Origin of the sequence: Enterococcus sp. AZ170 (genome assembly GCF_050545135.1) — a bacterium.
Classification (GTDB): domain Bacteria; phylum Bacillota; class Bacilli; order Lactobacillales; family Enterococcaceae; genus Enterococcus_L; species Enterococcus_L ureilyticus.
The window spans coordinates 51,520-76,297 of record NZ_CP172947.1; the positions used below are offsets into that span (position 1 = coordinate 51,520).

The window sequence follows — 24,778 nt, forward strand, 5'->3', positions numbered from 1 at the left end:
AATGACCTCAAAAAGTCTAACTTTTTGAGGTCGGTTCATTAATCCAGACCTTTTTTATTTAAAATAAATGCTTATATTTGTTAATTCAGAATTAATACTCGCCAGAAAACAATTCATCCAATTGTTTTTGAACGTCTTTATTTTCTAAGAATTCATCATAAGTTGTATCCGCACGATCAACTACACCTTTATCAGAAACAGCGATGATGCGGTTTGCTAATGTTTGAATAAATTGATGGTCATGTGAGGCAAATAAAATCGCGCCAGTGAAAGCCATCAGTCCATCATTTAAAGCTGTAATCGATTCTAAATCCAAGTGATTTGTCGGATCATCTAAAACAAGTACATTTGATTTAGACAACATTAATTTAGAGAGCATCACACGTACTTTTTCGCCCCCAGATAGGACGTTGACTGATTTCAGTACGTCTTCACCAGAGAATAACATTCTTCCTAAGAATCCACGCAAGAAGGTATTGTCATCTTCTTCTTTGCTTGCAAATTGACGTAACCAATCTAAAATCGTTAAATTGGTATCGAAGTCTTTACTGTTATCTTTTGGTAAATAAGCTTGAGTCGTAGTAACACCCCAGCGTACGCTACCTGTATCAGGCGTGATTTCGCCCATGATCACTTTGAATAAGGTGGTTGTAACGATATCATTGTCAGCAATGAAGGCCACTTTATCAACGTTATTTAAAGAGAATGAGATATTATCTAAAATTTTCTTGCCATCGATCGTTACCGAAACGTTTTCCACATGAAGCAAATCATTTCCGATTTCTCTTTCAGGTGTAAAGCCAACGAATGGATAACGGCGTGAAGACGGTTGAATATCATCTAATGTAATTTTATCCAACATTTTTTTACGAGAAGTTGCTTGTTTTGATTTTGATGCATTGGCACTGAAACGAGCGATAAAGTCTTGCAGCTCTTTGATTTGCTCTTCTTTTTTCGCGTTAGCATTTGATTGTAATTTTGCCGCTAATTGGCTTGATTCCAACCAAAAATCATAGTTACCAACATATAATTTGATCTTTCCAAAATCAAGATCGGCCATGTGTGTACATACTTTGTTTAAAAAGTGACGGTCATGGGAAACGACAATAACAGTATTTTCAAAGTTGATCAAAAATTCTTCTAACCAATTGATCGAACGAGTATCCAAACCATTGGTCGGCTCATCTAATAGTAAAACATCAGGTTTACCGAATAGAGATTGTGCAAGCAAGACTTTGACCTTTTGGCCGGCTGTTAATTCGCTCATTTTTTGGTCATGTAGACTTTCAGGAATATTTAATCCTTGTAGTAAAACAGCTGCCTCTGGTTCAGCTTCCCAACCGTTTAACTCCGCAAATTCACCTTCAAGTTCAGCTGCTTTGATTCCATCTTCATCCGTGAAATCTTCTTTCATATAGACAGCATCTTTTTCTTTCATTACTTCGTACAAACGTTTGTGACCCATGATAACCGTTTCTAGAACAGTGTTGTCTTCAAAGTCAAAGTGGTTTTGTTTCAAGATAGCCAAACGTTCATCAGGACCTAAAGCAACATTTCCAGTTGTTGGCTGAATATCACCAGATAAAATCTTTAAGAATGTTGATTTACCAGCACCATTTGCACCAATCAAGCCATAACAGTTACCAGGTGTGAATTTAATATTTACATCATCAAAAAGTTTGCGGTCTGAAAATAGCAAACTTACATCATTTACAGTAATCAATTGTTTTCCTCACTTCATATAGAATAGTTAAACCTCTCTGCATTATAGCGAGGAAACCCACATTTTTCAAGGAATTTCAGACTTTTTCAGAAATACCTTATAGTTTTCCCAAAAAGAAGCAGCTTAAAAATAATAGTGTTTCATGTGAAACATTTTAATAAAAAGGTTATCAGTGTACTTTTAAAACGATACACTGTATGATACACGTAAAATTAGTGTATCGTTTAATCGATTTAGCATTTGTTATTATGTGGCTCCACAGGCTAGTCTTTCAGAAAAAAGATAAATTAGGAATGAGGCAGAAAACACCTTAGTCATAATTTGCTATTTTCCAATCAAGACTGAACAAGCCTACGACACTTTTATTATCTATTTTCACGAGCTGATTCACATTTAAACGGAAAGGAGAAGTGGTGATGAAGCGTATCGAACGAATCTATCTTTATGTAAAAGAACAGACTGAAAGTTTAACGCCTAACGATGTTTCTTTAGGTGGTGGAGTGACAACAGGTGATGTTTCAGAAGCTCTAGATATCCAAAGAACCAATGCCAGCAAGGATTTAAATCAACTTGTTCGAGAAGGATTATTAGAAAAAACGGATGGACGCCCGGTCAAATATGTTGATAAAGGCATCTTTAAATATCAACCATTATCCAAACCAGTTAAAAGTTACCGGGAACATAGTTTAGTTGAAGCGTCTGCTACGGTCACTGATCCTGTACATAAACCAAATAAGAAATTTGCTGGAGAAGATATATTTAAAGGAATGATTGGTTCTACTGGGAGTATGAGAACGCCTGTTGAGCAAGCTAAGGCTGCGATTTTGTATCCACCAAAAGGGTTGAACTGTTTGATTACAGGACCAACCGGATCAGGTAAAACTTATTTTGCTCATGCGATGTTCCAATTTGCTTTGATGAATCAGGTAATCGATGCGAATAAAAAGCTGATTGTGTTTAATTGTGCCGATTATGCTCATAATCCTGAATTATTGATGTCTCATCTATTTGGTTATGCTGAAGGCGCCTTTACAGGTGCCACAAAAGCCAAAGAAGGGATCATTCATCAAGCTGATGGCAGTATTCTATTTCTTGATGAAGTGCATCGCTTACCGCCAGAAGGACAAGAAATGGTCTTTTACTTTATGGACCATGGTACCTATTCAAGATTAGGAGAAACGGTTAAGAATCGACGAGCAGATGTGCGAATCATCTGTGCTACAACTGAAAACCCAACCTCTTCTTTATTAAATACCTTTGTCCGTAGAATTCCGATTATCATTCAGTTGCCTAATTTTATTGATCGACCAGCAAAAGAAAAAATTGATTTGCTGAGAGTGATGATTTCAATGGAAGCTTCACGCATTCATAGAAAGATATCACTATCAGAAGATGTGGTGAAGGCGTTGATTGGTAGTGTTTCTTATGGAAATGTTGGCCAGTTGAAGTCAAATGTTCAGTTAGTAACGGCTAGAGGCTTTTTAAATCATATTGACCAAGATGAATTGACGATTACAATCGATGAGTTGACGGATAGTATCAAAGAAGGCATGATGCAATTGGCAAGTAATCGCGATGCATTAGCTGAATTATCCAAATATTTGGAGCCGCAAATGATCGTGTCTCCAAACGAGCCTTTAGTAACGATCCAGTCAGATGCTTATGAATTGCCGTATAATTTATATGAGATCATCGGAGATAAAGCTGCTTTATTAAAAGCAGATGGATTAGAGCAAGAAGTAATCAATAATTTCATCACGACAGATATCAATGTTCATCTAAAATCCTTTTATAAAGACCATGGATTTACTTTTGATACAGAAAATAAATTAGCTGAGATCGTAGATCAGCGAATCATTGATGTTACCAAAGAAATTTACAATTTTGCCAAACAAAAATTAAATTATAATTTCCAATCGAATTTTATTTATGCGATGAGTTTACATATCAGCTCGTTTTTAAAACGAATTCAAAATGGTGAGGAACGGCAGCATCAATTAAACGAAAATATTCGAAACATGGTGTTGGATTATCCTGTAGAGTTTGAAACAGCGCAAGAAATCAAACGAATCATTGAAATCAATTATCAAATGAAGATTCCAGAATTTGAAACGTATTATCTAGCGGTCTTATTGATTTCCCTTAGAGAAAATAAAGATGCTGGACGTATTGGAATCGTGGTCGCAGCGCACGGAAAAAGTACAGCTACAAGTATGGTACAAGTCGTATCACAGCTATTGAATGTTGATAATTTAAGAGCAGTCGACATGCCTTTAGAAATGCAGCCAAAAGAAGCTTTGCGTCAAATTGTCAATGTGGTGAAGGAGGTCAATGAAGATAGTGGTGTGATTCTTTTAGTCGACATGGGTTCTTTGGCTACATTTTCAGATGAAATAACCCGGCAGACAGGTATTGATGTACGAACAGTTGATATGGTCACAACCCCAATCGTATTAGAAACTGCGAGAAAAACAACATTGATCGATACACAGTTAGATTCATTATACGATTCTCTAAAGAACTTTCAAGGTTATGCAGGCATCCAGCAGGAAAGAGAAATCGATTCCTTAGCTCCGTGGAAAAAGCGCGTGATTGTCGCAATCTGTGCTTCTGGAGAAGGTACGGCAAAACGGATGAAAGAAATGATCGAAGCTTCTGTTCCACCTCAATTAAACTTAGAACTAGAAGTATTACCTCTTTCTATTATTGATATGAAAGAGCAATTAATCACCATTCAAGAAGAATATCGTGTGATTGCAGCAACAGGGATCACTGATCCTAAAATTGCAGTCCCCTTCATTCCAATGGAAACCTTCTTCTCTGGGGAAGCTGAATCTGTGATCAGTAAGCTATTATTGGATAGCGATATTGATATAGAAGCACAAGAAATGGATGAATTGGCGGCTAAAAAAATCTGTATTGATTATATGGAAGAAAGTTTCACGTTTATCAATCCTAAAAAAGTGATCGATCCTTTATGGGAATTTACAGATATCATCCGAACAAAGCTGGATTTAAAGCTAGACTATTCCTTCTATGTGAATTTGGTCATGCATTTAGCAGGTATGCTTGAAAGAGTACTGCAACACGATACCTTGACCCTTACTGAAGAAGAGTTGAAACAGATTACGTCAGAACCTAGCTATGAGGTTGTAATGAAAGCTGCATTCTATTTAAAACAAACATTTAAGATAGATATGCCGTTGGAAGAAGTTTACTATGTCATTCAATTAATCAAAAATACACAGCTGAACCAAGCACAGAATACAGAGAATACACTAGATGCGATACACAAAGAAGATACACTATTTTAGTGTATCTTCTTTGTGTATTTTCTTAAATAATCCCTTAGTTTTTCATCGATTCTAACAATACACTAGTTTTGGCATGGAAATTGCTTTAAATAAGATGTAGGTGAATTCTATATGTCCTGCAACCATTTTTAGCTGATTTTGTTGGTCGTTATTTTGGCAATAAATGACCGGGCGTAGTATTTTATTAATAAAGTATTAAGAATTGACTGAGCAGACTAATGAGTTGAAGGAGAACCAGAAATGATGGATATTCGCTTAGTTCGAATCGATGATCGACTGATACATGGACAAGTTGCAACGGTTTGGACCAAAAGTACTAATGTAAACCGAATTTTAGTCATTAGTGACGCAGTTGCACATGATACACTGCGAAAAGCGTTACTTGTACAAGCAGCGCCGCCTGGTGTGAAGGTAAATGTCATTACCGTTGAAAAAATGATCGCAGCTTTTGCCGATGAACGTTTTGACAGCTTAAAAGTAATGTTGCTATTTACTAACCCAGAAGATGTCAAACGTGTAGTAGAGGGCAATGTCGTTTTTGATTCAGTCAATATTGGTGGTATGAGTTTTACCAGTGGCAAACGAATGATCACAAATGCCGTGGCTGTTAACAAAGAAGACATTGCAGCATTCAAGTACTTAGATGATCAGGGGATTCAGTTGGAGATCCGAAAAGTAGTTGCGGATAACCAAGTAGATTTGATGGAATTGCTGAAAAAAGAACAGTTAGTGTAATTCTTTTTTTGGATTTCTATATAAATGATGTGCTGCACTGACTCAATGCTAATTGTCGTAGCTTATGCATAGAATTGGGAGGAGTGATCCAATTAGTGAAAGTGGTTGTCAAAGTAGTTTGAGAAATGGGTAATCATTAAGAAGCATCCGCGCTATCGATCATAAGGAATTGAAAACACAAGCAGAGTAACGCATTTTTTCTTTTATATATTTCTAGTAGTGTTTTTATCTGTTGATGATCGACGTGATGTAGTAGTTGAAAAAAATATAGGAGGTATCAAATTATGGTAGGAATTATTATTGCTAGCCATGGGGAGTTTGCTCAAGGCATTTTACAATCCGGTTCCATGATTTTTGGTGAACAGGAAAAAGTACAAGCAGTTGTATTGATGCCTAGCGAAGGCCCAGACGATTTAAAAGCCAAATTAAAAGCAGCAATCGCAACGTTTGATGAAGAAGACGAAGTATTATTTTTAGTCGATCTTTGGGGAGGAACACCGTTTAACCAAGCGAATAGCCTTTTTGAAGAACATAAAGACAAATGGGCAATCGTTAGTGGTTTAAACTTACCAATGTTGATCGAAGCATATTCGTCACGTTTTTCTATGAACTCAGCGCAAGAAATTGCAACGCACATTTTGGAAACTGCTAAAGAAGGCGTAAGAATCAAACCAGAAGAGCTAGAACCCGCTGAAGCACCAAAAGCTGTTGTGGAAGATGCTCAGCCTAAAGGTTCTTTACCTGAAGGAACAGTTGTCGGTGATGGCAAAATCAAATTTGTTTTAACTCGTGTTGATTCACGTTTATTACATGGTCAAGTCGCGACAGCCTGGACAAAGTCAGTTTTACCAAATCGAATCATCGTAGTTTCAGATGCCGTATCGAAAGATGATCTTCGTAAAAAACTGATCGAACAAGCGGCTCCTCCAGGAGTGAAAGCGAACGTTATCCCAATCAGTAAAATGATTGAAATTTCAAAAGATCCACGTTTCGGGAATACCAAAGCATTACTGCTATTTGAAAATCCAGAAGATGTAGTAAAAGTGGTTGAAGCAGGCGTAGACATCAAAGAAGTAAATGTTGGTTCTATGGCACATTCAGTCGGAAAAGTAGTCGTAAGTAAAGTATTATCGATGGGACAAGAAGATGTCGAAGCGTTTGAAAAACTTGAAAATATGGGTGTTAAATTTGATGTCCGTAAAGTTCCAAATGATTCTAGCGCGAATATGGATGAAATCCTTAAAAAAGCAAAACATGAGTTAGCACAAGCACACTCAAAATAATCCAAAAATTCAAATGAAAATAGGAGGCTTATCATGTCTATTATAACAATTATTTTAGTAATTTTAGTTGCCTTTCTAGCTGGTATGGAAGGAATTCTTGATGAATTCCAATTTCACCAACCGTTAGTGGCATGTACCTTGATCGGTTTAGTAACGGGTAACTTAGAAGCTGGGATCGTTCTTGGCGGAACATTACAAATGATCGCACTTGGTTGGGCGAACATCGGAGCCGCAGTAGCACCGGATGCGGCCTTAGCATCTGTTGCATCAGCAATTATTTTAGTATTAGGCGGACAAGGTGTTAAAGGTGTTCCATCAGCAATCGCGATTGCTGTACCACTTGCAGTAGCAGGTCTTTTCTTAACAATGATCGTTCGTACACTTGCTGTGCCGATCGTGCATATGATGGATGCAGCAGCTGAAAAAGGCGATATCAGAAAAATTGAAATGTTGCACATTTTAGCAGTATGTATGCAAGGGATTCGTATTGCGATTCCAGCAGCAGCCCTTTTATTCATTCCGGCAGAAACGGTTCAATCAGCATTAGAATCAATGCCGGCCTGGTTGACTGAAGGTATGGCTATTGGTGGCGGTATGGTCGTGGCTGTAGGTTACGCATTGGTAATCAATATGATGGCAACCAAAGAAGTATGGCCATTCTTTATCATTGGTTTTGTGGTAGCGGCAATTTCTCAATTAACATTGATTGCACTTGGTGCTTTAGGTGTTGCGTTAGCATTGATCTATTTGAACCTTTCTAAAATGGGTGGTTCATCAAATGGTAGCGGTGGCGGAAGCAATACTGGTGATCCGCTTGGCGATATCTTAAACGACTATTAAACTGAAGGAGGAGAGAAGAGACATGGCAGAAAAAATTGAATTATCCAAAAAAGATCGTTTAGCCGTTGCATGGCGCTCTACATTCATTCAAGGCTCTTGGAACTATGAACGTATGCAAAATGGTGGGTGGGCATTCTCAATGATCCCAGCGATCAAGAAATTATATAAAACAAAAGAAGATCGTTCTGCGGCATTAAAACGTCACTTAGAGTTCTTTAACACACACCCATACATTGCGTCACCGATCCTAGGTGTAACATTAGCATTGGAAGAAGAACGTGCCAATGGCGCCCCTGTTGATGATGTAGCAATTCAAGGGGTGAAAGTTGGGATGATGGGCCCTTTAGCAGGTGTTGGTGATCCAGTCTTTTGGTTTACGATTCGTCCGATGCTAGGTGCGTTAGGCGCTTCACTTGCAATTGGTGGAAATATTCTTGGGCCAATCATTTTCTTCGTCGCATGGAATCTTATTCGTTGGGCTTTCATGTGGTATACGCAAGAATTTGGCTATAAAGCAGGTTCTAAAATCACAGAAGACCTTTCAGGTGGATTGTTGCAAGATGTCACCAAAGGAGCTTCGATTCTGGGGATGTTCGTACTGGCAGCCTTAGTACAGCGGTGGGTATCAATCAAATTTATTCCAACTGTTTCTACAGTTAAGCTAGATAAAGGTGCATATGTTGAGTGGGATAAGCTTCCAATCAATGGAGAAGGATTACAAAAGGCCTTTGAAGAAGTCGGTTCAGGTAAAGCACTCTCAGCAATGAAAGTGACAACTTTACAAGATAACCTAGATCAATTGATTCCAGGATTAGCAGCATTATTGCTTACATTCTTTTGTATGTGGTTATTGAAGAAAAAAGTATCACCAATCATTATCATTCTTGGTCTATTTGTAGTCGGTGTCGCTGGTCACGTTATCGGATTACTATAATTAAATCAAGTGTTTAATGAGACATACATTTAGGGCAAAACGGTTGACTAGTTTTGCCCTAAACTCTTTTACACAGCATGATCATCAGAATAAACGTATGCTAAATCGCATAAAGCACTAAAGAAATGGAGCGGATAAAATGGTTCAATCACTGAATACACAAGTAGATTTCATAACGGATGCTACTGCATTTACTGGCCTCACGGACTATGGAAAAATTATGATCGGCGACAAAGGTTTTGAATTTTACAATTCTCGTGATAGCCGTAAATTTATTCAAATTCCATGGGAAGAAGTGGATTATGTGATCGCATCGGTTATGTTTAAAGGCAAATGGATCCCACGATATGCTATCCAAACGAAAAAAAATGGCACTTATACGTTTTCTTCAAAACAGCCTAAAAAAATGCTTAGAGAAATGCAAGATTATGTCGCACCAGATCATATGGTACAATCTTTAGGTTTTTTTGATGTAATCAAACGGGCGTTTCAATCATTAGGAAAGAAAAAAACTAAGCCATAAAATAAAAAGTTAACTCACTTGTGGAAGTGAGTTAACTTTTTATTTTTTCTCTTAGAATCCCAAGAACATTAGCAAGAATAATGACTACCCAAAGCACGATTTGTAAGCCAGATGAAGCTATAACTGGATTGATCAAATTGATCAACACAGCCCCTTCTAATACAGCGAAAAAGGTTGTGATATAAATTCCGGCAGCATTGTTCATTTTGAAGCGGAATTGTAGCACCAATAGACTGATTGAAAGGATGAACAGAAATGCTGCAAACGTCTGATGTGAAAATAATAAATAGCCAACGAGCCCATTCATCTGTCTATCGATAATAGGTAGTAGAATACTACCCATCCAAAACAGCAAAGCAAGAAAAGCGAATAAATAGCATTTTTTTTTATCACTTGCAAAAGTGGAATATTTAATCGAAAAAAGACCTAAGATAGCGGTGACCATTAACAGAATTACAGGAAAAAGCGTATTGAACCAATTAATAGCAACAACAGGCTGTAATAGTAGGTCAAAGAGATTGTACTGTAAAAGAATCAAGAAGAAAATAAAGAAAAGTTTGCTCCAATATTTCTCGGAGTCACTAGGTAGTTCAGTAAGGATTGCATCACTGATTTCTTTTGGATTTTTCCCAAAAAATACTTGAGCAGATGTGCCTTTTTTTTGTGCGTCTAAGATATCTTGCAAAATTTCTAAGAGGATTTCTTCTGTTTGCTGTTCCTCTTTATTTAAATTAACTCGGATATAAACAAGGATATCTTCATAGTATTTTTTATTTTCTGGAGTTAGTTGTTTTCTTAGTTCATTGTTTTGTTTGATTAAATCGGTTTTTTTCATTTTTAGCCCTCATTTTCTTTTTGCATAATAGTTTGCACACCAGTTGAGATCAATGACCACTGTTGTTCAAATTGTTTTAGATAGTCTGCCCCAGTAGCTGTTAGAGAATAATACTTTCGCTTAGGTCCTTCAGAAGAAGGGCGCATTTCTCCGATGATCAGCTGTTTTTTTTGGAGTTTAAGCAAGATAGGATAGATGCTGCCTTCACTGACCATATTTAAACCATATTCAGATAATAAAGTAATCATTTCATAGCCATAGACTGTTTTTTTTTGAATGATTTTTAAAATACATCCTTCGAGTAATCCTTTTAACATCTGAGTAGTATCCAAACGATCTCCTCCTTTTGAATAGAGTCTGGGACATAACTCTACGAGTTATCTCTCAGACTCAAAGAATCCGTATAAACGGTGGGAGCAGAAGCAATCACTACGCTTCGCTTCGATCACATCAAATTCTAAGTGCTAAAGCACTTAGAATTTGAAGGCTTCGGAAATAAACACTCCTGTCCCAACCTCATTAATACGCTATGTTGTAAAACAATATAGCGTATTATAAACTAAATTTTTTCTTACGTTTAATATAAGAAATTAATTTAATAAAAATTTATGAAAACATATATTTTTGTTATTTTTCAGACCTTTTGTTTTGACCCAACCTTTTTTTAGGAGTACCATAAAACTGTAAAAAGAATTAAAAAGGAGCGAGACACTATGAATGAAACAAGCAAGAAGGGTATTGACTGGGGTTCTTTGATTTTAGGGATTCTATTTGTTTTAACAGCATTACTATCTTTCCAAGACCCAGCAGGAAACTTAATTGCAATTGTGATGGTTTTTGCAGTATTTGCAATTGTGAAAGGGATTTTTGAAATATTAGTACGAAATAGAATGAAGGAATTAACAGGATATAAAGCCTATGCGCCAATTATTTTAGGTATCATCGATATTATTATAGGGATATATTTCCTATTTAACTTAAATATCGGTGTTGCAGCATTACCCTTTATTTTTGCGGTTTGGTTTATCTTAGACTCTGTTTTTGGACTTTTCGCTTTGGACTTAGCGAAATCAGTTAGTACTGGCTACTTCTGGTTTACATTAGTCGTTGATGTTTTGGGGATTATTTTAGGGATCATGTTATTAATGAATCCTTTATCTTCAGCATTAACATTAAGTTTTCTAGTTGGATTTTATTTTATGCTTTTTGGTATCACGCAAATTGTTTACGCATTTAGATAAGACGAGGAGGAACAAATAATGACAAATTATGCAGAAAAAGAAGTAAAATTAGTAGAAAAAATCGGTAAAGAAATGGATAAGTTAGACGTGACTCTTGGAAAAATGGAAGATACAGATAGCAAAATCAAACATTTTTATGAACAAGAAAAAGCGTTACATGAAATAAAATCAATTATCCGTAAAGAAAATAAGATCGAAAAAGAAGAGCAAAAAGCTCTTGATAAAGCAGTAGAAAATGCTGAAAACTGGATCGATGATCAAGATTCATTGGTTTATCAAATCAATGCTGAAATTGATAAATTAGACGCAACTTTAGGTAAAATCGATAGTGATGAAAGCAAAGTGAAAAGCTACTTGGAACAAAAGAAAGCCATTCATGAAATCAAAAAAATCATTAAAAAAACAGATGAATTAGGTTGATCGGTAGTATTTAACTGAATAGGAGTAAAAAGTAGGAGATGATCTGGTAAGGATTGTCCCCTACTTTTTTGTAGTATAAAATACGTTATAATAGAAAAAAATATAAGGGAATGACACTATGAACTATCATCGTTTCAAACAACCAAAAGCTTATTGTCCAAAATGTTCTAGAAAAGTAGATTTACTTTGTTCAGAAGAATCGTCAGACATGCCGCAGTTTTATATTTGCTTTAAATGTAAAATGGTTGGGCAATTTAGTGTAGGCGAATTACCAACAAATAAATTTTCTGTCTTCTCTACCGAAAGAAAAAAAGAAATCCAAGAAATGATTGAAGATATTCCTGATAAATATATTTATAAAGCCAAAGGCAGTCAATTACGTTTAGAAGAAAAATCCGATACCTATACAAGGCGTTGGTTAAGTCTTTATGAATATGAAAAAGCATTTGGTGAAGCTTTAGGATATGAAACGATTGATTTTAGAGAAGATACTCATTTGTGTAAATGGTGCAATCAACCGTTAGAAGGTCGCAGAAGATCATTTTGTTCTGATCGCTGCAGCCGTAGTTATGGGAAAGCAACCTTTTTCAAGCGGGGGATCTCAACTTTACCGTATAGAATTGCTAGTAGAGATCAGTTTTACTGTAGAGTAACGGGGGCAGATTTAGCCATTACGAATCGAATGGATGTCAGAATTCCAGCAAGCAATCAGCAAATGGAAATCCATCATTTAATCTTCGTAGCACAAGGCGGTAGCGATCATGAAAGCAATCTGATAACAGTTTCTAAACAAGTTCATAAAGATTATCATAAAGGTGTTTCTTATGCTGTTCAAGCAATTGAAAAAATCAAAAATCAACAAATGTTGTCTTACCGAGATAAGATGTACTCAATCGAAACCAAATAAGACGAGATTCACAAAATCAAGTTAAATTCTCAAAAAATTAGACTAATTCTAAGATTTTTGAGATAAAATGACCTTCTTACTATAGTAAAATGAAATAGATGTAAAATAAATGTTAGAGGGAGAATGCATGAAAAAGTTAGGATTAGTATTTTTGTCAGCGGTTGCTATCATTTCATTAGCGGCGTGTGGGGGAACTGGGTCTGCTAAAAAAGATGGAGACGACAGTAAAACAGAAAAGAAAGCATCAAAATCTAAAATTGCTTCTATTTCAATCGATGAAGGCGAATATGTCGTGCCAAAAGAAGAGGAAGCAGAAGATGGGGAAGGTTTTCTTGCGTTAAAAGTAACGATCAAAAATGAAACAGATAAAAGTTTAGACATGAGCGCAACGGATATTATGCTTTATGACGAAGACGATAGCAAGATCGAAGCATTGAGTCTTTATCTAGATGAAAGTAAAACACCACTTCTTGCTTATGAAAAAATTTCTGGTAAGAAAAGCAAGACAGGTTATATTGTATTTCCTGTAGAAAAAGAAGCAAAATACAAACTACATTTTGAACCTAGAATTTATGAAATCGAGAAAGAATCAAAACCAATTATTCTTGATGTTGATGCCTCTGAATACAAAGATCATAGTGAAGATGCTAAGAAAGCTGCAACAGCTTTTGTTGATGAAGTCTTTTTAGCAACTGAAAACAAGGACTATAACGAACTTGTTGCCAATGATCGTGATGCAGCAGTCAAAACCTTTGATGAAAACTTCAACAAAGCAATCAAGAAAAAATTCTACGATTATAAAGTAACAGACGAAGAAGGCTTAGCGTTAGCTAAAGTCTTTAGAGAAGACAATGCCAAAGTTGCTACTGTTGAATACGAAGTTGCTTCGTACTTCCCTGATGCAGCTGAAGTAACAGTAAACATGGAAGGCTTATCATTCAATGAAATGAAGGATGATATGGAGGCTGTGAATAAAGAGTACTACGATGCGCATATAGATCAAGACTACGATGAAAGAAGTAAAGCGGCTCAAAAAGCTGAGCTTGATAAACTTCCTGAAATCTTCAAAAATACAAAGCCGGTCAGCATTGATGATTATAGCGATGGATTTAAAGTAATCATGAAGAAAAAAGACGACAAATGGGAGATTCAGACAAAAGGTACACTGAACTACTTCGATAGTTTTGAACAAGCTTTCCGTGGCGATATTAGTAAATAAATAGAAAAACCGATTTAGTTCCACTGGGAACTAAATCGGTTTTATTTATTTATCATAAACCTAAAAAGCTGAGTTGTTGATGACGTTTAATAGTACCTACGATGATTTGACGGACCTGAAATCATACGAACTAACCAAACTGCAATTGCGACAGGAATCATAATCTTAATCGCAAGCCATAGTAGACCGCCTAAAAGGCCAAGTACGATGCTTAAAATAATACTCCCTACGAAAAATAACCCAATTACTATTAATATATTCATGACCATTGATTGTTGTCTCATTGTTAAAACCTCCATTTTTTTCTCTCGTTGTCTATGAATAAAGTATAGCAAGAATTTTTGCTCAAGAAATCCACCTTTAGGCTGATTTTCTCTCCATCTTTAGGCGGGCAGAATTATTGCATTTACTTAAAAAGGACGTAAAATGAAAATGGGGAGATGAAGGACATGTCAAAATCAAGACTAGAAGCGTTTACGGATGCCGTTATCGCGATCGTGATGACGATCTTAGTGTTAGAATTACATCAACCGACAACGGATACCTTAGCTGGTTTAGTCGGAATAGAAAAAAAGTTATTTATCTACATTGTCAGCTTCGTGATGCTGGCAATCTATTGGAATAACCATCATCATATGTTTCAGCTTGTAAAAAAAATCGATGGACGCGTTCTTTGGGCAAACAATTTTTTTATTTTTACTTTAACACTAGTTCCATTTGCTACTGCTTGGGCAGGGGATTTTATCGATAGTCTAGTGCCGCAAATAACATACGGACTGATGGTTCTTTTAGCGAATATTTCCTATTTGGTATTAACGAGAGAGCTAATACGAATAAATGGGAGTGACTCGCCATTAGGTGAATTGTTCCAACGCTATAATAAATCCTATATAACAATTTTTCTAAATGTCTTAGGGTTACTCTTAGGTTGGCTGATCCATCCTTATTTTGTATTGATTGTAAATATTGGCATTTTGATTATGTGGATCATTCCAGATCGGCGAATTGAAAAACAATATAAAAAGTAATATTGTTAAAATATTTTTAATTAAAAAAGGTGAGATAAAACTATTTTTAAGTTTTGTCTTATTTTTTTATTTTAAAAAATATATATAAATAGAAAATCATTGTGTTATTCTCATTTATTTCGAATATTAAGACATTTTATGAAAACAAATTCGGTTGTTTTTAGGGTAAAATTAGAAATGATTGTTTAAAAAAGAACGTAATAAACATAGAATTATAAAAAGGATGTAGAGGGGATTGACACATTAGTAGTTTCTGCGTTACTGATGGTATTCAAATCCGAATAAACTGGTGCTGTGGGAATCATTTTGCCAATAAATGACCTATTCAATCTGATCTGCTTTTATGTAAAGTGGATGGTTTTGATTGTCAAAGTGAAACATAGACTCCAGCCTCTTTGATTATGAAAAGGGTATTTTTAAATAAAAAGGCAAGTTACAAGTAAAAAAGGGGCCGGTTAGTACATATGGAAAAGTTGAATCTTACAAAAAATACAACAGGAAATAAGAAGGTTTTTTTACGAAAAGAAATAGAAGACAATCGTTTAGGGGAAGAGCTTTATGCAGATGATGTACTGAGTCAGTATTCTGTTTACCTACTAAGAAAATTTGAAGTATCGACAGATTACGAACAACCAGAGCAATTTGAAGCATTATTAGAAGATTTACCAGAACAGTTTAATCACGAGTTTGAAGATTGTGTTGCAAAAAATCTCTATGTAAGAGTGACGCAAAAGGCTGTCTATGTTACGTTATTACTTGCATTAGCACATCCACTCAGCAAACTGCAAATCAGTGATTTACGTACGTGGATCAGTAGTTTAGAAGTGCCAGAGTTACCTTTAAAGCATCGCTCTGCTTTTTCGGAAGAAGTGCCGATTGAAATGGTCAAAGGATTGCAGGAAACGAATAGTGAAGTCTTACTTTTAACCGAGATGATGAATCAATTTAGTGAGAATTTGAATGATATTTACAAAGAAATCCAGACGGTTAAAGATAAGAGAACACCACCAGTGGTCAAAGTAGTGCAAAGCAAAGTCGCAGCCAAAGAAGCTTTGGAAACAGCCAATGCGAAACAATTAAAAATAGTCGATGAAAAAATTGGACAATTAGCAGAAGAATTTTCGACATTTAGAGCGGCTGTCACTGAAAAGCTGAGATTAATACCAAAATCTAAGACACCACCGAAATTTAAGATTACCTTTGGTCCAGGAGAAGAAGCTGGTCCAACGGTAGAAACACGCTTAGAAGAAGCAATACAAACAATTGAATTGTTAACACAAAGAATAAACAGTTCAGATCAGAAAGTCACAGAACTAAACCAAATCATTGAAAAAAACAAACAAGAAAAAGGCCCTAGGCTAAATTTTTCTATCGCTAAAAAAGCCAGTGATGAGCAGATTAAATTAGTAGATAAAGTAGAAAAAACAGGCGAAAAAGTCACCACTATTGCGCAGCAGCTACAACAAATCAATGATAAATTGAACACGGTGGAGTCAAGCGTTTTAGAGGTCAAGCCAGATGCTGAGGCTTTAGCAAGGATAGAACAAGATCATGGTCAATTACAAGAAACAGCATCCGAAACAATAAAACTAAACCAAGTGATTGATCAGCTAACAAAGAAACTACAAACAGTAGAGACAGAATTGACAACAGTAAAAACAGAAAAGAAAAAAGTTCCTACAGTAAAACTGACAAAAAGTGATTCAGCGAAAAAATTAGCTGAACAACACCAAAAAGATCAGGAGCAATTAAAATCAAATGCGACAGAAATTAAAAAATTAACTCAAACAGTTGGGAAAGTCGATGTCCAATTGATCAAAGCGCATCAAAAAATTGCTGAATTAGAACAAAAAATGCGCCGAACAGCACAAGCGGTAGAGGTACCAGTAGCTAAAAAAGAACCCATTGTAGCCGTTCAAGAGGCTTCTGTACCAAGTTCAGACAAGACAATGATTGGACCACCAGCACCGCCAGTAAAACCTGTGGTGACATCGCCAAAACCTATTGCACAAACAAATAGAAGTTTTCCATCAAAAGAGACTTTCTTACAAGCGAATAGACCAGTGAAACCTGTTGAAGATGTGGTAGAAGAGCGACCGACGGTTACCTTGGCGATTGAAGAAATGCTTGATCGTGTGTCAGAAAAGCATCCCCAAGCAACAGAAACGAAAAGTCCATGGACATTGGAAGAAGGCTATCACAATAGCAATCCTTCTCAAGAGGCGCAAGGGTCGTCTTTACGTCGCTTGAAAAAATTAGAGTGGGATATCCATTCATTTTTCCAACAGGGACGAGGAATGGGACATAAAGGCATGCTACCAAAAGCTGATTTTTATGCGAATATCCGAAAAATCGAAGTTTTACCTTATTTATGGGCGTCTGTATATGAACGAGAGAAGAAAGATATCCTATTAGGAAATGAGTTAAGCAGCCAACAGCTGATTGAGGATTTGAATGAATTTCTAGAAGAGATCGAGGTCTTATCTAAGAAACGAAAAGTTATGGGCAAGTGGATCTATTGTCCAAAAGATGTTGAGCAAAAAATGGAAGGCTACAAACTTTTTAGTGAATATCTGGAAACGTACTTGGCGCGTCAAAATGAAGGACAATAAGTGATAAACCATGAACTGAGGATGACTCCTTTTTAGTCGTTCTCAGTTTTTTCTTAATAAATTAAAGAAAGTCGGATTGTTTTTATGTAAATATAAGTATAAATTCATTTTTATGATAATAGTAAAACGTTTTCACCTATAATTAGTTTCCATAAGGAATAAAAAACATGATAAACTATTATTGTTAGTCTTTTATTATATTTAAGGTGATTATATTAGTAAAAAAGACAACATAAAAAAATAAAGGAGTTTACTATGGAAATTAAAGTAAGGGATTTAGTTATGCGCTATGGTCGTGCAGAAGTTTTGAACATTCGTTCATTGGACTTTGAAAAAGGCACATCCTATGGTTTAGTTGGTCACAATGGTGCGGGTAAAACAACATTATTCAAGTGTATGACCAACATCATCGCCAATTACCAAGGAGATATTTCAATCGACGGTATTACTGTGAAACAACATAATGAAGTGTTGTTAAATGTGGGAATCGTATTAGATGGGATGTCAGTTTATTCAAATCGTTCAGGTTGGTTCAATATCCAATATTTTTCTGGATTACGAGGTAATTTTGACGAAGAGAAAGCCAGAGATTTAGCCAGAGAATTAGATTTGTTCGCTGTGTTGGATCAAAAAGTAAAAAGCTATTCTTACGGTATGCAGAAAAAATTGATTTTATTGATTGCCTTGATGCATACGCCGGAAGTCTTGATTTTAGATGAACCGTTTCGTGGTTTAGATATCGATACCGTTAAATGGTTTAAACAATACTTGAAACACTTGACGGAACAAGGGTTAACTTTGGTGATTTCCAGTCATGTCCAAAATGATTTAGAAGCATTATGCGATATCGTCTATGTGATCGATCGTGGTCGAATTTCAGAAACCATTGATCTTAATGCTGAAAAAGAAAAACAAATTCGTCGTATCGATACAACAAATAATGACCGTTTGAAAGAAATTTTAGATGAAGTGAATTATTACTATCAAGTGGATGAAGAAGGCGGCGTGAAGTTGGATATCTCTGATGAGCGCTGGATTCTTGTGAAGCAACACTTGACGGCAGAATCGATTGAAATTTCCGAATTATCTAAAGTGAAAATTTTAGATGAGAAATTGAATTAGGAGGGGCGATAATGACTGGAAAACTGATTTTTAAAATGGAGGTATTTAAATTTTTACGAGATAAAAGCTTTTTGATTACTGCTGGAGTTATTGGCGTTTTAAATATTGTTTTAACACTCTTTTCATTGAGTATGGCATCGAGCTTCTCAGATACATATTATGAGTCAAGTTCAGCGGCGTCAATGGTAGGGACAATGGCATTTGTTAGTGTGATCGTAGTGTTTGGTAATATTATTTTTGCTTATGTTTACCCATTTCATATGATTTCGATGGATTATAAGAATAATGTGATGGCGATGATGGTAGCATCAGGTGTTAATCGCCGAAAATTATTCTTTGCTAAAGTGGGTGCCATTTTTATCTGTACGCTTGTATTGATGTTGATGATCACACTGATTCCTGCGATTTTATTTTTGATTAAGCTAACTCAACTGGATGGCTGGGATAGTTTTGTAGATGGGTTTAATTCTGTCTTTTACTATACAGACTTGAGCTTTGGGAAATTTATTTTTTCAGGTTTACTTGGCTATTTAAATATGTTGATGGTGATTGCCACTTCTTGTATCATCATGAAAGGCAAAAATCTTTCATTTCTACTGTTTATCGGATTTAATATTCTAAGTAGTTTAGTGACTGGGATTTTAAATACGATTGCGTACTCATTTGATTTTAGTGCAACAGGAAGCTATATTTTCCAATTATTCCTGACAATTATTTCCATTGTTGTATTTGGCTATATTTCTTTAAGAACGTTAGAAAGACAAAATTTGTAAATATTATTTAAAGCTAAAGCTAGGCATGAAACTCTAGTTTTAGCTTTTTTTATTTGAGGATAGGATGATTGATTTTCTAAATGCAAATTAACTGGTACAATAAAAGGACTAAAGAAACTAAAGGTGCAGATAGATGACAGGATCATTGATCACAAAAAAGAAAATTGCGAAGGTCTTTAAACAACTTGTTGCGGATATCGGTTTTGAAAAAGTGACGATCGCAAAAATCATGAAGGAAAGTAATATGCGTCGCCAGACGTTTTATGATCATTTTCAAGATAAATATGATTTGGCGGACTGGATTTTCCGACAAGAGGCAATCGAGAAAATCGAAGATAATTTAGCTTACGAAGGTTGGCAGTTTATTGTAGAGAATTTATTTGTTTACTTTGAGGAAAATCAGGTTTTTTATCGCAGGATTCTGACTTTTGAAGGACAAAACTCCTTTCAAGAGTATTATACGCAACATTTAAAAGCCTTGATTCGCCAAGTTTTAGTCGTCAAAAAGGAAACAGATGAAGGGCTAGAGGAAGTAGATCGTTTATTTTTGGAAGAATTTTATGCGAATGCATTTGTGTCATTAGCGACTAAATGGATTATTGAAGGTTGTAAGATTGATTCACATCGTTTTGCGAAACAAATGAAAACTGCTTTTTTAATAGGCTTTGAAGAAAGACAATGAATAACAGCATGTAAGTGGAATTATGCCGTTGTTCATTGTCTGTTTATCTCCAACCAAAGGCGTCAGTCGGAATACGTAAATAATCTAGCCATTTATCGTCTTTGATTGCTAATAAAGTTAAAGAAAGACCATTTGTATTATATGCAGTTAAGAAATTGCCCATTCGTTTATAGACTACCTGAATGTCTTCAATGTCCATTAATTGTTGAACATCATTCATAAAAACACCAAGTTCTAGTAAGGGAGTGTTGCCTAGTCCGTTCACTAATACAGCTACTTGGGTCAGGTCTTTTTTTGCGTATTGTTGTTTTAATTTATTGACCAACTCAATAGCGATTCGTTCAGATGATTGCATCGTTTCGATACGGTAACCAGGCTCTCCGTGAATCCCGATACCAAAATACATTTCATCTTCTGCTAACTCATATTGTTGAGGAATGACTCCAATAGGAGAGGCGGGTGAAAAAGCAACACCTAATGTTTTGATCAGCGGTATCAGCTTTTCCCCTAAGGATTGGAGTTCATCTAGAGATTTTCCTTGCGATGCAGCAGCGCCCAAAATCTTATGAACCAAAACAGTTCCAGCTACACCGCGACGTCTTTTTTTTAATGTACCACTTTCGATGGAACAATCATCATCTACTATTACATGAGCGATTGTTAGCCCTTTTGCTTTAGCTAGACGTTCAGCTTCTAGAAAACGTGCTAAATCCTTTTCAAAATTTTTGATGATCAGTAAAGTACCTTGCCCATTGTAGGTTTCTTCGATAGCTTGAAGAATTTCAGAGCTGGCAGGCGGCTCGAAAATAGTCCCCATTACCGCACAATCCAACATATTCTCACCGATGTAGCCAACGTGAGCAGGCTCATGTCCACAACCACCTCCGCTAATCAAAACGACTTTATTTTTAGAGATTGTTTTTTTAGTAACGATGCCAGTTTGTTTGTGCCAAGTTAATGTGTCGTTATATGTATAGGTAAGTCCAGCTAATACTTGCTGACGAATCTGTCCGCTGGAATTAATTAACTGTTTCATTGAGCCTCTGCCCCTTTTCAATAATATCTGTTTTCATTATACGCTGTATTCTATTTGAAAACTACAATCTTTAGGTAGAATAAAATGAAAGCGGACACATTTTGTAGTTTGTCCGTTGCAACATTTTGCATATGCGAGTATTGTAAACGTATACAATAAGTAGAAGCGCAGCAGGCTCGTCTAACTCCGACAGAAAAACAGGAAAATATGAAGGTAGTGATTGTTGGCCACAATATATGATCATCTTTTTCTCGAGAGGCTAATTAAGACGAAATTGGTGTCACTAAAGCATAGGCATAATAGGAGGGAATACCATGAAAAAAATTATTAACCAAGCACAAAATGTCGTGCCAGAAATGGTCCAAGGCTTTATCCGAGCGCATCATGAAATGATCGAGCAAATTCCAGAAACATTTGTATTGAAGCAAAAAGAAATTGGTAAGCAAGTTGCCTTGATCAGCGGTGGTGGCAGTGGACATGAACCAGCTCATGCCGGATTTGTCGGATCAGGTATGCTGCAAGCCGCGGTTTGCGGTCAAGTTTTCACATCCCCAACACCAGACCAGATTCTTGAGGGAATCAAAGCGATTGATCAGGGTGAAGGTGTTGTAATGATCGTCAAAAACTATTCGGGCGATATCATGAATTTTGATATGGCTAAAGATTTAGCAGAAATGGAAGATATCAAAGTAGGCACAGTTGTCGTGGATGATGATATCGCAGTTGAAGATAGTACGTATACTCAAGGAAAACGTGGGGTAGCTGGAACTATTTTGGTTCATAAAATTCTAGGTGCGGCAGCACGCAAAGGCGCATCTGTAGATGAGTTAGTCGACTTAGGAGAACGTGTTGTCAAGAATATTAAAACGATTGGTGTTGCTTTAACTGGTGCAACAGTACCTGAAGTTGGAAAACCTGGTTTTGTTTTAGGCGATGATGAGATTGAATTTGGGGTTGGAATTCACGGTGAGCCTGGTTATAAACGAGAAAAAATCAAACCTTCTAAGGCGATGGTGGAAGAATTGATTTCAAAATTAGCTGCAGCTTTCCAATGGAAAAAAGGGGAAAAGTTCGCCATTTTAGTGAACGGCTTAGGCGGAACACCATTGATGGAACAATACATTTTTTATAATGATGCGATGCGCTTATTAGACAATGAAGGAATCAAAATTTCTTTTTCAAAGGTTGGGAATTATATGACCTCATTGGAAATGGCAGGGATTTCTATCACGTTATTAAAAATAGAAGCTGATTGGGTAGAAGCTCTGAATGAAGAGGTTAATACAGTAGCATGGTAATGATTTAGCGTTATTTTGTTAAAGCTTATTAGACGGTTCGCTGTATTATTAGTTTGAAAAATAGGAGGAATGACCATGTTTACAATAGATAACTCAAAAAAAGCACTACAATTATTTAAAGAGAAAATCGATCAAAATAAAGATTATTTAAGTGAACTAGATACACCGATCGGAGATGGCGATCATGGAAATAATATGGCTCGTGGGATGGAAGCGGTAAGTGAGAGCTTGCAGAATAAAGAAACTGCAAGTGTTCAAGATGTTTTTAAATTGACTGCGATGGCGTTGATCAGTAAAGTTGGCGGTGCTTCTGGTCCGCTATACGGAACTGCAATGATGGAAATGGCAAAAGCTGCGGCAACAACATCCGATGTGTTGCCGATTTTAGAAGCTGGTTTAGCTGGTATTGAAAAAAGAGGAAATAGTCAGCCCGGTGAAAAGACGATGCTAGACGAATGGGCACCAGCACTTGCAGCAATCAAGGAGAACAAATTAACCGAAGCAACATTGGAATCCGCTGTAGAAGCAACAAAGGATATTGTGGCGACAAAAGGTCGCGCTTCATATGTAGGGGAGCGATCCATCGGCCATATCGATCCAGGAGCGATGTCCAGTATGTATTTCTTTCAATCTTTAATGGAAGCAGGTGTGATTGATGAATAATGGTGTAGTAATTGTGTCACATGTCAAAGAAATCGGCGAAGGAGTCGATCGTTTGATCCAAGAAGTGGCAAAAGATGTGCCAATCACTGTCGCAGCAGGATTAGATCAAGGTGAGGTTGGAACATCATTTGAAAAAATCATGGATGCATTTGAAAAGAATCCTGCGCCAACTCTATTTGCATTTTACGATTTAGGCAGCGCAAAAATGAATTTAGAAATGGCTATCGATATGACAGAAAAAGAAGTGTTATTATTTGATACAGCATTAGTAGAAAGCGCATATACAGCGGCAGCGTTGTTACAAGTAAACACACCGATCGAAGCGATAAAGGAGCAGCTAGCCCCTTTAAAAATAAAATAAGTTAAAGGATAGGAGTTTATACACATGAGAAAAGCGTTTATTAGTCCAGCAAAATACGTTCAAGGTGAAGATGAGTTATTGAATTTAGGTTACTTTGTCACAACTTTTGGGAAAAAAGCTTTACTGATCGCTCATGCAGATGATGTAAATCGTGTAAAAGATAAACTGGATAAAACGGCAGAAACATTTGCTATTTCCTTTGTTGAAAGTAATTTTCATGGAGAAGCTTCAAGGGTAGAAGTTGCTCGTTTGCAAAAAGTAGCTGAGGAGAATGCCTGTGATTGTATAATCGGTCTTGGTGGTGGTAAAGCCATTGATACGGCGAAATGTGTAGCACAAGGGCATAACTTGATCATTGTTCCAACAATTGTAGCAACGGACGCGCCAACGAGTCACTCAGCTGTTCTTTATACCGAAGAAGGTCAATTCGATGACTATGCTTATTTTGTTCAAAGTCCAAGTGTCGTTTTGATAGATACAGTAGTGATTGCGAATGCACCAACACGTTTTCTAGTTTCTGGTATGGGAGATGCCTTATCCACTTATTTTGAAGCAAGAGCAACACATAATTCTTATTCTAATGTAAATGCAGGATTGCCTTGTGGTGCACGTGAAGGGGTCTGTCCCCCAGCTAAAGGAACCAATACAGCCTTGGCATTAGCGAAATTATGTTATGAAACGATTTTAGAGGATGGTTTGAAGGCAAAGGAAGCTTCAGATAATAATGTGGTAACACCTGCCTTAGAAAATATTATTGAAGCAAATATCTTACTTTCAGGTTTAGGGTTTGAAAGTGCAGGACTTGCAGCAATCCATGCGATTCATGATGGCTTGACTGTTTTACATGATGCACATGGCGCAACACATGGCGAAAAAGTAGCGTTCAGCACGATTTGTCAGTTGATTTTAGAAAATGCACCAAAAGCGGAATTATATGAAGTATTGGATTTTGCTTTGTCGATCGGGTTACCAGTTTGCTTAGCCGATTTAGGGGTGAAGGAAATCTCAGATGCTGAGCTAACAGAAGTTGCTGAAAAATCATGTATTCCAGAAGAATCGATTCATTCAATGCCATTTCCGATTACTGTGGATCAAGTGAAAGCAGCAATTATTGTGGCCGATAAGATTGGGCAAGAGTATAAGAACAAATAGGATCACCCGTTTGAAACAGTTGTTAAGCTTGGATAGTGAAGCTTAACAACTGTTTTTGTGTATAAATCAAGGATTTC

The 24,778-nt window shown here is 36.4% G+C and carries 24 protein-coding genes; 19 read left to right on the forward strand and 5 right to left on the reverse strand.

The genetic code is table 11. The features are described from left to right. Positions 1-91: 91 nt before the first annotated feature. Positions 92-1,723, reverse strand: coding sequence for an ABC-F family ATP-binding cassette domain-containing protein (locus IGJ55_RS00235; RefSeq protein ID WP_069639452.1), 1,632 nt, complete (start codon positions 1,721-1,723; stop codon positions 92-94). A gap of 416 nt (positions 1,724-2,139) precedes the next feature. On the opposite strand from IGJ55_RS00235, the gene IGJ55_RS00240 reads away from it, so the two are divergent. The 6 genes from IGJ55_RS00240 (at position 2,140) to IGJ55_RS00265 (ending at position 9,352) form a co-directional block, all read left to right on the forward strand. Then, a complete protein-coding gene (locus IGJ55_RS00240) occupies positions 2,140-5,037 on the forward strand; it encodes a sigma-54-dependent transcriptional regulator (protein ID WP_207121783.1) in 2,898 nt (965 codons plus the stop codon). A 240-nt stretch (positions 5,038-5,277) separates the two neighbouring features. After that, positions 5,278-5,772, forward strand: coding sequence for a mannose/fructose/sorbose PTS transporter subunit IIB (locus tag IGJ55_RS00245; protein WP_430607014.1), 495 nt, complete (start codon positions 5,278-5,280; stop codon positions 5,770-5,772). Positions 5,773-6,056: 284 nt separating this feature from the next. Continuing rightward, complete coding sequence (locus IGJ55_RS00250; RefSeq protein ID WP_207121782.1) at positions 6,057-7,055, forward strand: mannose/fructose/sorbose PTS transporter subunit IIA; 999 nt, start codon at positions 6,057-6,059, stop codon at positions 7,053-7,055. 33 nt (positions 7,056-7,088) lie between these two features. Further along, positions 7,089-7,895 carry a PTS mannose/fructose/sorbose transporter subunit IIC gene (locus tag IGJ55_RS00255; protein WP_010762081.1) on the forward strand — a complete coding sequence of 269 codons (807 nt, stop codon included), beginning with the start codon at positions 7,089-7,091 and terminating at the stop codon, positions 7,893-7,895. 22 nt (positions 7,896-7,917) lie between these two features. Then, complete coding sequence (locus IGJ55_RS00260) at positions 7,918-8,829, forward strand: PTS system mannose/fructose/sorbose family transporter subunit IID (RefSeq protein WP_069639456.1); 912 nt, start codon at positions 7,918-7,920, stop codon at positions 8,827-8,829. A 139-nt stretch (positions 8,830-8,968) separates the two neighbouring features. Further along, positions 8,969-9,352: a DUF956 family protein gene (locus tag IGJ55_RS00265; protein ID WP_430607016.1), complete on the forward strand. Its 384-nt coding sequence runs from the start codon at positions 8,969-8,971 to the stop codon at positions 9,350-9,352. Positions 9,353-9,383: 31 nt separating this feature from the next. On the opposite strand, the gene IGJ55_RS00270 is transcribed toward IGJ55_RS00265, so the two are convergent. Together IGJ55_RS00270 and IGJ55_RS00275 are read right to left on the reverse strand one after the other, a co-directional pair. After that, positions 9,384-10,187: a hypothetical protein gene (locus IGJ55_RS00270; RefSeq protein WP_430607018.1), complete on the reverse strand. Its 804-nt coding sequence runs from the start codon at positions 10,185-10,187 to the stop codon at positions 9,384-9,386. 2 nt (positions 10,188-10,189) lie between these two features. Next, entirely contained in the window at positions 10,190-10,519 is a 330-nt protein-coding gene (locus tag IGJ55_RS00275; RefSeq protein WP_083244320.1) for a PadR family transcriptional regulator, read from the reverse strand. A 381-nt stretch (positions 10,520-10,900) separates the two neighbouring features. On the opposite strand from IGJ55_RS00275, the gene IGJ55_RS00280 reads away from it, so the two are divergent. The 4 genes from IGJ55_RS00280 to IGJ55_RS00295 all read left to right on the forward strand — a co-directional run bounded on the left by IGJ55_RS00280 (position 10,901) and on the right by IGJ55_RS00295 (position 13,974). Next, positions 10,901-11,428: an HdeD family acid-resistance protein gene (locus tag IGJ55_RS00280; protein WP_069639459.1), complete on the forward strand. Its 528-nt coding sequence runs from the start codon at positions 10,901-10,903 to the stop codon at positions 11,426-11,428. 18 nt (positions 11,429-11,446) lie between these two features. Next, positions 11,447-11,848 carry a hypothetical protein gene (locus IGJ55_RS00285; protein ID WP_069639460.1) on the forward strand — a complete coding sequence of 134 codons (402 nt, stop codon included), beginning with the start codon at positions 11,447-11,449 and terminating at the stop codon, positions 11,846-11,848. Between the two features lie 118 nt (positions 11,849-11,966). Further along, complete coding sequence (locus IGJ55_RS00290) at positions 11,967-12,755, forward strand: HNH endonuclease (RefSeq protein WP_207121130.1); 789 nt, start codon at positions 11,967-11,969, stop codon at positions 12,753-12,755. A 127-nt stretch (positions 12,756-12,882) separates the two neighbouring features. Continuing rightward, the gene (locus IGJ55_RS00295; RefSeq protein WP_207121131.1) at positions 12,883-13,974 is read left to right on the forward strand and encodes a DUF5105 domain-containing protein; all 1,092 of its coding nucleotides are present in this window, start codon (positions 12,883-12,885) and stop codon (positions 13,972-13,974) included. A gap of 86 nt (positions 13,975-14,060) precedes the next feature. Here IGJ55_RS00295 and IGJ55_RS00300 read toward each other — a convergent pair whose 3' ends face one another. Next, positions 14,061-14,258 (reverse strand): hypothetical protein, encoded by a 198-nt coding sequence (locus IGJ55_RS00300; RefSeq protein ID WP_083244322.1) that lies wholly within the window; start codon positions 14,256-14,258, stop codon positions 14,061-14,063. 165 nt (positions 14,259-14,423) lie between these two features. Here IGJ55_RS00300 and IGJ55_RS00305 point away from each other — a divergent pair, with 165 nt between their 5' ends. The 5 genes from IGJ55_RS00305 (at position 14,424) to dhaS (ending at position 20,191) form a co-directional block, all read left to right on the forward strand. Next, complete coding sequence (locus IGJ55_RS00305; protein WP_207121132.1) at positions 14,424-15,002, forward strand: TMEM175 family protein; 579 nt, start codon at positions 14,424-14,426, stop codon at positions 15,000-15,002. A gap of 464 nt (positions 15,003-15,466) precedes the next feature. Then, positions 15,467-17,614, forward strand: coding sequence for a hypothetical protein (locus IGJ55_RS00310; protein WP_430607021.1), 2,148 nt, complete (start codon positions 15,467-15,469; stop codon positions 17,612-17,614). Positions 17,615-17,869: 255 nt separating this feature from the next. Continuing rightward, positions 17,870-18,736, forward strand: coding sequence for an ATP-binding cassette domain-containing protein (locus IGJ55_RS00315; RefSeq protein WP_429951429.1), 867 nt, complete (start codon positions 17,870-17,872; stop codon positions 18,734-18,736). 11 nt (positions 18,737-18,747) lie between these two features. Continuing rightward, positions 18,748-19,509 carry a hypothetical protein gene (locus IGJ55_RS00320; RefSeq protein WP_430607023.1) on the forward strand — a complete coding sequence of 254 codons (762 nt, stop codon included), beginning with the start codon at positions 18,748-18,750 and terminating at the stop codon, positions 19,507-19,509. Positions 19,510-19,642: 133 nt separating this feature from the next. Further along, the gene (gene dhaS / locus IGJ55_RS00325) at positions 19,643-20,191 is read left to right on the forward strand and encodes a dihydroxyacetone kinase transcriptional activator DhaS (protein WP_430607025.1); all 549 of its coding nucleotides are present in this window, start codon (positions 19,643-19,645) and stop codon (positions 20,189-20,191) included. A 43-nt stretch (positions 20,192-20,234) separates the two neighbouring features. On the opposite strand, the gene IGJ55_RS00330 is transcribed toward dhaS, so the two are convergent. Next, a complete protein-coding gene (locus IGJ55_RS00330; RefSeq protein ID WP_207121134.1) occupies positions 20,235-21,227 on the reverse strand; it encodes a dihydroxyacetone kinase subunit DhaK in 993 nt (330 codons plus the stop codon). A gap of 314 nt (positions 21,228-21,541) precedes the next feature. Here IGJ55_RS00330 and dhaK point away from each other — a divergent pair, with 314 nt between their 5' ends. The 4 genes from dhaK to IGJ55_RS00350 all read left to right on the forward strand — a co-directional run bounded on the left by dhaK (position 21,542) and on the right by IGJ55_RS00350 (position 24,701). Continuing rightward, a complete protein-coding gene (gene dhaK / locus IGJ55_RS00335) occupies positions 21,542-22,525 on the forward strand; it encodes a dihydroxyacetone kinase subunit DhaK (RefSeq protein ID WP_429951424.1) in 984 nt (327 codons plus the stop codon). Between the two features lie 75 nt (positions 22,526-22,600). Next, the gene (dhaL, locus tag IGJ55_RS00340; RefSeq protein WP_429951422.1) at positions 22,601-23,188 is read left to right on the forward strand and encodes a dihydroxyacetone kinase subunit DhaL; all 588 of its coding nucleotides are present in this window, start codon (positions 22,601-22,603) and stop codon (positions 23,186-23,188) included. Then, positions 23,181-23,549, forward strand: a complete 369-nt coding sequence (gene dhaM, locus IGJ55_RS00345; RefSeq protein WP_429951420.1) for a dihydroxyacetone kinase phosphoryl donor subunit DhaM — start codon at positions 23,181-23,183, stop codon at positions 23,547-23,549. Before dhaL ends, dhaM begins: the two co-directional genes overlap by 8 nt. 24 nt (positions 23,550-23,573) lie before the next feature. After that, positions 23,574-24,701 carry a glycerol dehydrogenase gene (locus IGJ55_RS00350; RefSeq protein ID WP_069639473.1) on the forward strand — a complete coding sequence of 376 codons (1,128 nt, stop codon included), beginning with the start codon at positions 23,574-23,576 and terminating at the stop codon, positions 24,699-24,701. Positions 24,702-24,778 lie beyond the last annotated feature (77 nt).